A 12,443-nucleotide genomic window follows, 5' to 3' on the forward strand; every position below is an offset into this window, starting at 1 on the left:
ATGAACCACCCCGCGCATCCACCGATGGCCGAGTTGGACAACTTTTTCCTTCCTATTGTCCATATTGGAGATTCCCGATCGTCGGTGAAGTCCTCGACACTGTGGGCCTCGAACAGCAGCACGTATGGAGAGACACTGTGATGACCTGTGACGCCCACACCGCCGGGCGGCTTGACCCCGACACGATCGCCGATGCACTCGACCGGATGCAGTCGTCGGACCTGCCGCCGCGCGAACAGATGATCTTCATCGACTCTGGCGCGGCACGGACACCTCGCGCTGTCGTGGCCTGGGCGGACCCGGTGCCGTTGCTCACGGAGGCCTGTGCCCTGTTCGAGCACTTCGGCCTTCAGGTGGCGGACCAGCATCCAGTCACAACGCCCGGTCATCCGTTGACCGTGTCAGTCTTCGATTTCGTCGCCCCGGACGATTGGCGTGCCGGTAGCGAGAAGAAGCTGGCCGATGCGTTCGCCGCGCGCAGCGCCCATGGTTTCCTGATCGATGACTATGCGCGCCTGGTCATTTCGGCAGGCGTCACGTGGCGCGAGGTTGTTCTGGTGCGATCGGTCAGCCGGTTCGTGCGCCAATCGGGGTTGGCCATGTCGGACAGCTACGTCCTCGACACCTTGACGGACCACTCCGACTTTGTTGCCACCCTGGTCGAACTGTTCGCGGCACGTTTCGACCCCCAACTGTGTGATCGGGAATCACGGGTCGCCGACCTACAGAGCCGGGTGGAGAGCCTCATCGAGGCGACCACGTCGGTCGACGAGGACCGGATCCTGCGGGCGTTCGCCTCCTTCGTGTCGGCAACTTTGCGCACCAACTGGTTTCAGTGCGATCCCGACGGTCGCCCCAAACGTCACGCCTCGTTTCTGATCGACTCCTCGAAGCTCCATCCGCGCGGGCCAATCGTGCCGTTCCGAGAGATCTTCGTCGACAGTGACGACGTCGAGGGGATCCACGCCCGAAGTGGTCCGGTCGCGCGCGGCGGGCTTCGGTTCTCTGACCGCCCTGAGGACTACCGCACCGAGGTCCTGGGGCTGATGAAGACGCAGACCGTCAAGAACTCACCGATCGTTCCGGTCGGCGCCAAAGGCGCGTTCGTGCGCAAGAACCCGAGAGTCAGCGTGGAACAGTGCTACCGCATCTTCGTCGCCGGCCTTCTCGACCTCACCGACAACCTGCTCGACGATCGTGTCTGCCCGCCCGAACATACGGTCACCTACGGTGGAGTCGACACCTACCTGGTGGTGGCCGCCGACAAAGGCACTGCCCGATTCTCTGATGTCGCCAACGAGTTGGCGGTAAACCGCGGATTCTGGTTGGCGGACGCCTTCGCGTCTGGTGGTTCGGCGGGATACGACCACAAGAAGATGGGTATCACCGCCCGCGGAGCATGGGTATCGGTGCGTGCGCACTTCGCCGACCTCGGCCGCGACGCCGACGCCGATCTCATCACCGTGGTGGGTATCGGCGACATGTCGGGCGACGTCTTCGGCAACGGAATGCTGTTGTCGTCCAACCTCAAACTGGTGGCGGCCTTCGATCACCGCCACATCTTCATCGACCCGGATCCCGACCCACGGGCGGGCTATGCCGAGCGAACCCGGCTCGCCACAATGGCGACCAGCAGCTGGGACGACTACGACCGCACTGCCCTGTCCCCAGGTGGTGGGGTCTGGTCGCGCAACCTCAAACGAATCGACTTGCCCTTGATGGCCCGCAAGGCGCTCGGGATCACCGCTGACACGGTTACCCCCAACGACGTCATCCGGGCCATCCTCACCGCGGATGCGGATCTACTGTGGAACGGCGGCATCGGCACCTACGTGAAGTCCGCGCGCGAAAACGACACCGACGCAGCAGATCCAGCCAACGATGCCATCCGCGTCAACGCCGACCAGCTACGGGTGACTGTGATCGGCGAGGGCGGGAACCTCGGACTGACACAACGTGCCCGGATCGACTATGCCTTGGCCGGCGGGCGCGTCAACGCCGACTTCATCGACAACGCCGCGGGCGTGGCCTCCTCCGACCGAGAAGTCAACCTCAAGATCGCCCTCCAATCGGCCCTACGCGCGGACCGCGTCAGCGCTGCCGGACGCGACGAAATGCTGGCCGACTGCCAGGAGGAGGTCGCCACCGCGGTGCTGCGCGGCTGTGAGAACCAGGTGCTGGCCATCGGTCTGGCCGAAGCCCAAGCCTCTCGGCTGCTCAATCGCCACGAACGACTGATCGAGAACCTCGAGCAGGTATCCGGTATCAGCCGCGCCGCCGAAATGCTGCCCAGCAGGGCCGAACTCGTCTCCCGCACCCGTGCCGGCAGCGGATTGACGCGTCCGGAGATCGCGGTGCTGCTGGCGCATTCCAAGAACGTCGTGCGCGACGAGCTGCTGGCCTCCGAGGTACCCGACGATCCGATCTTCTCCACCGCGTTGCGCGATTACTTCCCCACGCCGTTCCGCATCCACCTCGATGCCGATATCGCTTGCCATCGGCTTGCCCGGGAGATCATCGCGACTCAGATCGCCGACGACCTGATCAACCACGTCGGTCCCGGCTTGATCTATCAACTCGACGAACGCCTGGGTGTACCTACCCCTACGGTCGCAGCGGCCTACACCGTGGTGCGGCACCTCTTCGGGATCGATGAGATGTGGCGCGCGGCGCTGGAGCAGACCGCAGGCGGCCCGGCACAGCGCAGGGTGGCGCTTCACTCGGTACAGCACTTCATCGAGCACACCGCGGGGCGCTTGTTGCGCCGACACAGCGGCAACCTCGACATCGGCACCACCATCGCGGCCTACCGGCGACACGTCGACACCCTGCACCACCACCGCCATGACTTCGGCGACCGTTGGCCGCGGCTGCGCCCGGACTCATTGGACCTCAGCCGAACCGCCACCAGAATGGGTGTCGATATCACCGTGGTGGCCGGCGTGTTCCTCGCGATCGATGACCAACTCGACCTGGACTGGATCGAACGCGGACTGCGGGCGCACACCACGTCGACCTGGTGGGACGCCATGGGTACCAGCGCTATCCGCGACCAGTTCGCCGACACCCATCATCAGCTGACGGCCGCGGTGCTGAGTCTGGCCGCCGACCCCGAGGAAGCCCTGCGTGCGTGGCGGAACGGCGCGGCGACGGCGCTGGCGCGATTCGACCAGATGCGGGCCGAACTGGGCCGCGACAGCGTCATCGACGTTGCCCGCGGGGCCAGTGTCCTAGCCGAACTCGCGCTACTCCTTCGCCACACCGACTGCCTGGTCCGCTGAGCCGGCGCAACCGGTCAGCCGGCCACTCACAAAGTGCCGCTCAGCGACACCAACGACCATGGTGTCGCTGAAACCGGCAGCGCCGTGGCAGAACTCGGGTTCTCCAGCTTGGATCCAGCGACGTGCTCGGCGTCGTTGGCGACGATCACCCGGCCCTCCGAGTTGGTGAGCGCCAGCGGCGTGCGATGCGCGGCGAACGTCGGCAACAGTGCGGCGTCCAGTCGGGCCACCGGCACATCGGCCCCTGCCACGCCGATGAATTTCCCACGCTCGGAGGTCACCGGGACGGCGAACGTACACACGTACAGATCGACGCCGGTGTAGTCCAGGTACGGCCCGTACACCCACCGGGTGTCACGGTCGCGGGGCCCGGAATACCACTCCATCGTGGAGTAGTCGTAGAAGTACTCGCTGCCCGGATTGAGATCCAGTTCGAGTCGTTGTGCCTCTCCACCGGTTTTGGGATTTGGCTGCCACCACTCGAGGTACCGAGGGACGTCGGCCAACGCGCCGTCTGCGACGACGAATCCGACCCCGTTCACCAAATGTGCTTGCCGACGCAATTCAGCGATCACCGGGTCGCGGAGCGCCGCGAGGTCAGTCGAGGTCGGCCTGGCACCCGAGTCTTCGATGCGGTCCCACAGTGCGCGGGTTGCGACTGCGACCGTGCTCAGCGAGGCGAAGATGTCCTCGACGAGTGAGGTCACCGCCGCGGACACCAACTCGAGCGCCGCATCGCCGTTCTCGGCGCGAAACGACCCGTCCGTTCCGTTCGCCATCATCTCGAATGCCCTTCCGTCTGTATCGGCGTCAGCCTCGGCACCGGCGCCCGGCAGGATGCCGGATCGATCTGCGGACTCATGCTCTGGCGAGCTCCATCCGCAGGCCGATGAGCCGCCGGATGGTCAGCGCGCCGTACTCCTCTGCCAATGATCGCGCGGCCGCCTCATCCCCGGCCTCGATCGCGTCGACGAGACGGTGATGCGTGGCCGCCTCAACCGCGGGGTCCAACCCCAGCCGCGGCAACCAGACCATCGCCGCCAGTTCAGCCTGAATGTTCACCTCTGCGCGGGTGAGGCGAGCGGATTGCGAGCACACCGCGATCTCGATCTGGAATCGGCTGTCCGCGCGGCGGCTGGCGATCGCGTCCTCGCTGACAGCAAGACGATCCGCCAACGCCCGAAGGCGAGCGACGTCGGCTGCGACGGCACGGCGGGTCGCGAGAACCGCGGTGGCACCGGCGACCGCGAAGTGCTCGTCCCCGAGATCACGCAACCCCTCGACGGTCAGCTCCTGCAGCAGTGCCAACGATCGAGTGTGCACGTCTTCAGCTGAGGCACGCACGAAGCTTCCGCCGCCGCGCCCTCTCTTCGTCACCACCAGCCCCTGCTCGCGCAAGATGGCCAGCGCTTCCCGCAAAGTCATGGTCGATACGCCCAGTTGGGTGGCCAGATCGATCTCGCTCGGAAGCTGCTCCCCGTCGGAGATCACCCCGAGGCCGATCGCGGCAGAGATCCGCGCCACCACGGCATCCGTGCGTGGGCCGCTGCCCGCCAGCGGCGACAACACAGCCCCCACCGCGGTCAGGCCGCGCAACTGTTCGACCGCCACTGTTCCTCCTGCCAGGGCAATTTCGACGATAGTACGCGATAAGGCTTGAACTATGAACTATGGTCCTTTATGTTTTAATTCTATGGCTTGCCTCACAGCCCGCCCCTGAACATGGCCCCTGACACAGAAAGCCGGCCGCCTATGTCGACATCTCCCGACCCGCACGACGAGGACCACGCGCAACTCGCCGCGCTCGGCTTCCAGTCCGAGTTCAAGCGAGACATGAGCCTTTGGGCCAACTTCTCGCTCGGCTTCACCTATCTCTCGCCGGTCGTCGGCATCTACACCGTCTTCGCATTCGCGCTCGCCGCGGCCGGCCCGCCGATGATCTGGAGTCTGTTGATCGCCGGCGTCGGCCAGCTGCTGGTCGCGCTGGTGTTCAGCGAGATCGTCGCCCAATTCCCCGTCGCCGGCGGCGTGTACCCGTGGGCCCGCCGACTGTGGGGCCGCAAATGGGCATGGATGACCGGTTGGGTGTACATCTTCGCGCTGCTGGCCACCATCGCCGGCGTGGCCTACGGCGCAGGACCGTTCGTGGCGACCGTCTTCGGTTTCACCTCAACGGTTTACACCACCGTCGTATGCGCACTGATCGTGCTGGTGCTGGCCACCGTCATCAATCTCACCGGCACCAAGATGCTGAGCTATTTCGCGATCTTCGGCTTCACCGCCGAGCTGATCGGCGCGCTGATCGTCGGCGGGTGGCTGTTGCTCACGCAACGCCACCACGGGTTGGGCGTGCTGTTCGACAGCTTCGGAGCACAGGGCGAGCACAGCTTCCTCTACGCGTTTCTCGCGGCCAGCCTGATCGGCGTCTTCCAGTACTACGGATTCGAGGCCTGCGGTGACGTCGCCGAGGAGGTCCGCAACCCCGGAGTGCAGATCCCGAAGTCGATGCGACGGACGATCTACATCGGCGGCGCCGCAGCCACTTTCGTCTGCCTCAGCCTGGTTCTGTCGGTCGTGGACATCGGCGCCGTGATCCGCGGCGAGGACGTCGATCCGATCTCGACCGTGCTGGCCACGGCCTTCGGCCCGGTCGGATCCAAGATCGTGCTCTGCATCGTGCTGATTTCGTTCGTGTCCTGCGCTCTGAGCCTGCAGGCCGCGGCCAGCCGACTGCTCTACTCGTACGGCCGTGACGGCATGATCGTCGGCTCCAAGCTGTGGGCCCGATTCGACAAGAAACGCCACGTGCCCCCATATGCGTTGCTCGCCGCGGCGGTCGTCCCCGCTGCCCTCATCATCGGATCGATCGTCTCCACCGACGCGCTGACCAAGCTCATCAGCTTCGGCTCGGTCGGCATCTACATCGCTTTCCAGATGGTCGTGTTCGCCGCCTTGCGGGCACGCATCAAAGGATGGAACCCGAGTGGGAAGTACCGCCTCGGCCGATGGGGAATGCTGGTCAACGTTGGCGCCCTGGTCTACGGAGTGGCAGCCATCATCAACATCTGTTGGCCCCGGACGCCCGAAGCGCCCTGGTACGACAACTACATCGTGCTGCTGATGTCAGGCATCGTCATCGGGCTGGGTCTGCTCTACATGGCCATCGTCCGCTCCCATTCCAACGGCACCACGCCACACGCCGACGCGATCCCTGGGCCGGCTAGCTCACCGGATAAACCCGTTGTGGCGCAGCCTGTTTAGCCGACCAGCCAGATTACGATCTCCAAAGGAGAGTCACCATGACTCCGAACACCATCACCGCCAACACTGACACCGAGGCCCCGCGCCTGAACGTGACCGATCCCTCGTTCTCGATCACCTCGGCCCTGGTCCACGAGGCCCGGGAAGTCAGCTGGTTCGCCCATACCGAGTACGGGATCGCCGTCCTGCGTTACGACGAGGTCAGCGAGCTCATGCACCATCCGAGCCTGCGTCAGGGCAGTGTGCACTGGCCGGCCCACAACGGGGTGACAGACGGCCCGTTCCTCGACTGGTGGAACAGCTGGATCCTGAACAAAGAAGGCCAAGAGCACCGGCGGCTGCGTACCCTGCTCAACCCGGCGTTCTCCAAGCGGTTGATCAAGGGCCTGGTACCTCGATTTCAGGCACTGGCAGGCGAACTCATCGACGCCTTCGCCGACAAGGGTGAGTGTGAGTTTATCGGCGAGTTCGCCGACCCGTACGCCGCTCGCGTCATCGCCATCATGCTCGGGCTGCCCGAGTCGGAATGGCAGGTCATCGCCCGCGAGTCCGCCACCATCGGACTGGCGATGGGCATCACGTTCAATCAGGAGCTGCCGCGGATCGAGGCCGCCCTGGCCACGCTTTTCGAGTACGCCGACGCCGTGATCGCCGACCGCGAGGCCAACCCGCGCGATGATTTCACGACGACGCTGGTGCAGGCGAAGAACGATGGTGGGCTGTCCGCCGACGAACTGCGCGATGCCTTCGTCCTGATGATCTTCGGCGGTTACGACACCACCCGTAACCAACTGGGCCTGGCGATGCAGAGCTTCATCGACAACCCAGCTCAGTGGGATCTGCTCGCGCAGAACCCCGCTCTGGGCGGCAAGGCCGTCGAGGAGGTGATGCGGACCAACCCCACGGTCCGCTGGGTCACCCGCGAGGCAACCGAGGACTTCGAATACCAAGGACTGGCGATCAGCGCCGGAACCACCGTCCACCTGTTCAGCGAGTCATCCGGTACCGATCCACGGGTGTTCGGGCCGCCCAGCTTCGACATCGCCGCGGAACGCAAGCCGCACTTCGGGTTCGGTGGCGGGGCGCACCATTGCCTGGGGCACTTCGTCGCCCGGGCCGACATGGCCGAGGCGCTGCCGCTGCTGGCCCGCCGGCTCCGCGACCCGAAGATGCTCGACGGTGCCGACTGGATGCCCGACTCAGGCAACACCGGCGCGAACAAGCTCCCGATCAGCTTCACCCCGGCCTGAGCGGGCCATCCATCCCACCAACCACACTCATCCCGAAAGGTCCGCGTCCATGAGCACAACAGCGCTCGACCAACACCGTGACGCCAATTCCGCACCCGGAGCCCTCGACGCCGCGCTCGCGGCGATCGAGGAATACGGCGTGGAGTTCGTCTACTTCCAGGCCGTCACGATCACCGCGAGAGTGGTCGGAAAGGTCATTCCCGCAGACCAATTCGCCCGGCTGGCGACGCGCGGGGTCATGCAGCACCGCACCGCCATCGCCAACCTGCAGACCACCCGCGAAGGCGTGCTGCTCGGGGGTGGCGTCGGGGCACCCGAGTACTGCGCCGTGCCCGACCTCGATACCTTCTCGGTGCTGCCCTGGGACCACAAGACCGCACGCGTCTTCTGCAGCCTTTACGAGCCCGACCACGTGATGGTCGATCCCGGCGCTCCCCTACCGACCGACACCCGCGGCCTGATGAAGCGACTGCATGCCGCCTTCACCGATCGCACCGGGCTGGAGCTGCGCACTGGGACCGAGCCCGAGATGACCTGGGAAGGACCAGGTTTCACCACGTCGTCGCGGCCGGACTCAAGCCCCGCCTATCACATCGAGCACCTGGAGCGGTATCGCGCGATCTATCAGAAGGTGATCGCCTACGCGAAGTTCATGGGCTTCCAGATGGTCGAAGGTGACTTCGAGGACGCCGGCCAGGTCGAGCTCAACTGGATGTACGACCACAGCGACGCAACGGCCGACCGGCTGATGACCTACCGGCAGATCTGCAAGCAGGTCGCCCGGGAGCTCGGCATTGAGGCGAGCTTCATGCCCAAACCCGGTCAGGGTTACATGGGTAACGGCTGCCACCACAACTTCAGCCTCTGGCGCGGCGACGTCAACATCCTGGCCGACGAAGGTCGCCACGACCTGCACCTCACCGAGGAGGGGCAGTACGCCCTCGGCGGGCTGCTCACCCATACCCCGGGCGCGATGCTGATCATGGGGTCAACGGTCAACTCCTACAAGCGATACTGGGACTCGGGTCAGTTCGCCCCGTCGAAGATCAACTGGGGGCTCGACAACAAGACCTGCACGGTGCGCCTGTCGGCCAACGGCCGGCTCGAGTACAAGCTTCCCGATGCCGCATGCAACCCGTACCTGACCCACGCGGCGATGCTGGCCTCCATCGACGACGGCCTGAAGAACCAGATCAGTCCCGGCGCACCCACTGTCGGCTCGAGCTATGAGTCCACGGAACCCGAATTGTTCGGAGAACTGCCGCTCACCCTCGGCGATGCGCTGGCCGCGTTCAAGGCCGACGACTACCTGATCAATGCGCTGGGCGCTCCGCTGGGGAACCTGTTGCTGGAGTACAAGACCGACGAGTGGGCGCGCTTCAACAGCTCGATCACCGACTGGGAGCGCACGATGTACTGGGAGGACACCCCGTGACCGAGCCGCTGCGACTCGCCTGCATCGACGCCGACGCACCACCGCTGTTCGGGCTCGCGTCGTCCCCCGGCGGCCGGGCCGGATACGAGCCGGCCGTCGCCGAACTCCTTGCGGCCGAACTGGACCGGGAACTCGAATGGGTCATCATGGCATGGGGCGACATGCTGCCCGCCGCCCGCGACCATCAGGTGGACGGCGTCCTGTGCGGCCAGGGCATCATCCCCGCCCGCCTGGAGCAGGCCGATTTCACCCGGCCGTACGGGATCTTCCACGAAGGCATCCTGATGCGCCGTGGCGAGGCGGTTCCCGACCCATCGGGTCTGGCGGGCAAGAGGATCGCCGCGATCCGCGCCTCGGCGAACTACAACCTGGCGTCGTCGTTCACCGGTGCCGAGGTAGTCGAGTTCGAGTCGGAGCACGTCTACGAGGACATGCTCGCCGCACTGCGCTCGGGCGAGGTCGACGCCGTCTGTGACGACGACGTCGTGTTCGTCCCGCTCGGCGACGCCGACCCGGACTTCGAGCTTGCGTTCGTCGTCAAGACGAACAACCCATGGGGCATCGCCGTCGCCAAGGACCGACCCGAAACCCTTGCGGCCCTTGATGGTGCACTGTCGAGGATCATCGCCGACGGGCGGCTGAAGTCCGTGTGGGCGCAATGGCTGCCGACGCTGGACTACCCCTTCGAGGTGAGCTGACATGCGACCACTGATCGCGGTGCCGGGCCGGCGCGCCGCCCGCGTGCCGATCCTGCGCTTCAGCGCGACGCTGGCCGCAGAGGCCATCTGCGAGGCCGTGTGGGCCGGTGGCGGTGAGCCGGTTGTACTGCACGGTCCCGGCGGCAATCCGGCCGCCGAGCTGGCCGACCGGCTGGCCCGGTTCGACGGCATCTGCATGCCCGGAGGGGCAGACATGGACCCGCGTCACTACGGCCAGGCGCCCGTCGCCGAGACCGAAGACCCGGTCGCGCACCAGGATGCGTTCGACATGGCGGTCATGTCTTGCGCATTGAGCCTCGGCATCCCGACCCTGGCGATCTGCCGCGGAATGCAGATCCTCAACGTGGTGCAGGGCGGCGATCTGGTCCAGCACCTCCCGCCGAGCAGCGTCGGACACGGCAACGCCGTACACGACGTGACGGTGGCCGAGGGCAGTCGGCTGATCCAGGTAGTGGGGTCCACTCGGGTCCCGGTGTCGTCGTATCACCATCAGGCGGTCGGTGTCATCGGTGCTAACCTGCGGGTCGCCGCCACCGCAGACGACGGGTGTGTGGAAGCTCTCGAACACACCGGCGGGAATCTGCTTGCCGTGCAATGGCATCCCGAGGATCTCCACGCGTCTTCCTCCAGCGATGCCGCACTCTTCGCCGACCTCTCCGAACGAGCCGCAAAATCCAGGATGGAGGCTTTGGTATGAACAACCCCGTCGTCCTGCGCGACGAGGTCGAACCGTCCGGCACGCGCACCCGGGAGCCAGGACGGCCGCACATCGCCGTGCTGCTGTCCCTCAACTTCCCCGATCTCACCGAGCCGGTGGCGGCACTGCACCGGCGCTTCACCCGCACCGCCCTGACGGCACTGGCGGAGCTCGATGCCAGCTTCGAGCTGGTGGACACCTCCGAACCCGGATCCGTCGACGTGGTCGTCGACGCCGACGGTCTGCTGGTGCTCGGCGGCGGCGACATCGCCGCAGCCTGCTATGGCGGACCGGACGGAGCGGTGCCGAACTCCTACGGGGTCGACGCGGAAGCGGACCGAGTCAGCCTGAAGTTGATCCGGGGCTATGTCGACGCTGGCCGGCCGGTGCTGGGAATCTGCCGCGGCTCACAACTGATCAACGTCTGCTACGGCGGCACGATCATCGGTGACATCACCGACTACCAGCTCCACCGCGGCGGGCCGGGCGAACACCTTTTCATCGACGAGAAGGTCGAAGTACTACCCGAGACCCGGCTGGCCGTCATTCTCGGTGCCGGACCCCTCGTCGTCCGGTCCGGCCACCACCAGGCCGTCGACGACGTGGCAGATGAGCTCGCCGTCGCCGCCCGGGCCCTCGACGGCATCGTCGAAGCCGTTGAGCACCCGACGGACTGGGTGCTGGGTGTGCAGTTCCACCCCGAAGATGACGACGGGCCGCTGGAACCGCTGTACCAGCTGCTCGCCGGCTTCATCGCCGCCGGCCATCGGCCATCGGCCATGCGATCTTCAGCGCCAGCCGACCAGCCTGGACCGGGAGCCCAATGATGGAAAACAGCATCGTGGTCCGTATCGCCGAGATCCAGGTCGAGACACCGGATATCCGAGGTTTGCGCCTGGAGCAGCTCGACGGGTCCCCCTTCAGCGAGTGGCGTTCCGGCGCCCACATCGACGTGACCGGCCCCACCGGTGTGCTTCGCCAGTACTCACTGGCCGGATCACCGAAAGACGATTCGTCGATGTGGGTCGCGGTGAAAAAAGAAGGGTCGAAAGGTGGCTCAGCCGCCATGCACGAACTCAAGGTCGGCGACCACCTCAAGATCAGCAAGCCACGCAACATGCTCGGCATCGCCCCAGAAGCGACCAAGCACATCCTGATCGCCGGCGGTATCGGCCTCACCCCGTTGATGAGCATGGCGTTCGAGCTGTACAGCTGGGGCGCCGACTTCGAGCTGCACTACTTCGCGCGGTCACGAGAGGAGATGGCGTTCGACGACTTCCTCACCGAACGAGTCGAATACCGAGACTTCGTCACTTTGCATATCGGCGTGCCGCGCACCGAGCAACCCGCGCTGTTCCAGCGAATGGCATCGGACACTTCGGCTGATACACACGTATACACCTGCGGCCCTGAGGGTTTCATGGACCAGGTGGTTGCCGCGTTCAGCCCCGCGATCGGCGCGGACCGCATCCACCTGGAGGCGTTCACGCCGAAGGAAGTCGATACTTCCGGCGACCGGGCGTTCACGGTCGAACTGAGTACCGGTGAAGTTTTCGAGATCCCGGCCGACCGCTCGATTCTCGACGTACTCGAGGAAGCCGGGTGCGACGTGTTCAGATCGTGCGGGGAGGGCATCTGCGGATCCTGCGTCTCCGGTGTCGTCGAGGGCATTCCGGATCACCGCGACAACTGCCTGTCGGCAACCGTCAAGGCCAACAACGAGGAAATGGCGCTGTGCGTATCCCGCTCTCTCAGCGAAAAACTCGTCATCGAACTCTACTGACCACACAGACTGGAGAA

Annotated in this window: 10 protein-coding genes; 8 read left to right on the forward strand and 2 right to left on the reverse strand. The window is 65.5% G+C overall.

Going from position 1 to position 12,443, the window contains the following annotated elements; all coding sequences use genetic code 11:
• Positions 1-140 precede the first annotated feature (140 nt).
• Complete coding sequence (locus EH231_RS24100; RefSeq protein ID WP_164481001.1) at positions 141-3,281, forward strand: NAD-glutamate dehydrogenase domain-containing protein; 3,141 nt, start codon at positions 141-143, stop codon at positions 3,279-3,281.
• Between the two features lie 26 nt (positions 3,282-3,307).
• Here the strand turns inward: EH231_RS24100 and EH231_RS24105 are convergent, their stop codons facing one another.
• Together EH231_RS24105 and EH231_RS24110 are read right to left on the reverse strand one after the other, a co-directional pair.
• On the reverse strand, positions 3,308-4,063 hold the full coding sequence (locus tag EH231_RS24105) for a cache domain-containing protein (RefSeq protein ID WP_090424745.1): 756 nt from the start codon (positions 4,061-4,063) through the stop codon (positions 3,308-3,310).
• Positions 4,064-4,139: 76 nt separating this feature from the next.
• A complete protein-coding gene (locus tag EH231_RS24110; RefSeq protein ID WP_205868559.1) occupies positions 4,140-4,892 on the reverse strand; it encodes a FadR/GntR family transcriptional regulator in 753 nt (250 codons plus the stop codon).
• 141 nt (positions 4,893-5,033) lie between these two features.
• On the opposite strand from EH231_RS24110, the gene EH231_RS24115 reads away from it, so the two are divergent.
• The 7 genes from EH231_RS24115 to EH231_RS24145 are packed head-to-tail and all read left to right on the forward strand — an operon-like array spanning position 5,034 to position 12,426.
• A complete protein-coding gene (locus EH231_RS24115) occupies positions 5,034-6,542 on the forward strand; it encodes an APC family permease (protein WP_090424744.1) in 1,509 nt (502 codons plus the stop codon).
• Between the two features lie 38 nt (positions 6,543-6,580).
• A complete protein-coding gene (locus tag EH231_RS24120) occupies positions 6,581-7,792 on the forward strand; it encodes a cytochrome P450 (protein ID WP_090424743.1) in 1,212 nt (403 codons plus the stop codon).
• A 49-nt stretch (positions 7,793-7,841) separates the two neighbouring features.
• Complete coding sequence (locus tag EH231_RS24125) at positions 7,842-9,227, forward strand: glutamine synthetase family protein (protein WP_090424742.1); 1,386 nt, start codon at positions 7,842-7,844, stop codon at positions 9,225-9,227.
• A complete protein-coding gene (locus tag EH231_RS24130; RefSeq protein ID WP_090424741.1) occupies positions 9,224-9,925 on the forward strand; it encodes a substrate-binding periplasmic protein in 702 nt (233 codons plus the stop codon). Before EH231_RS24125 ends, EH231_RS24130 begins: the two co-directional genes overlap by 4 nt.
• Before the next feature lies 1 nt (position 9,926).
• Positions 9,927-10,643, forward strand: a complete 717-nt coding sequence (locus EH231_RS24135) for a gamma-glutamyl-gamma-aminobutyrate hydrolase family protein (protein ID WP_090424740.1) — start codon at positions 9,927-9,929, stop codon at positions 10,641-10,643.
• A complete protein-coding gene (locus EH231_RS24140; RefSeq protein WP_234927026.1) occupies positions 10,640-11,470 on the forward strand; it encodes a gamma-glutamyl-gamma-aminobutyrate hydrolase family protein in 831 nt (276 codons plus the stop codon). The genes EH231_RS24135 and EH231_RS24140 overlap by 4 nt, the downstream gene beginning before the upstream one ends.
• The gene (locus EH231_RS24145; RefSeq protein ID WP_090424739.1) at positions 11,470-12,426 is read left to right on the forward strand and encodes a PDR/VanB family oxidoreductase; all 957 of its coding nucleotides are present in this window, start codon (positions 11,470-11,472) and stop codon (positions 12,424-12,426) included. Before EH231_RS24140 ends, EH231_RS24145 begins: the two co-directional genes overlap by 1 nt.
• The last annotated feature ends 17 nt before the right edge of the window (positions 12,427-12,443 follow it).

Source organism: Mycolicibacterium nivoides (assembly GCF_003855255.1).
GTDB classification, from domain to species: Bacteria; Actinomycetota; Actinomycetes; order Mycobacteriales; family Mycobacteriaceae; genus Mycobacterium; species Mycobacterium nivoides.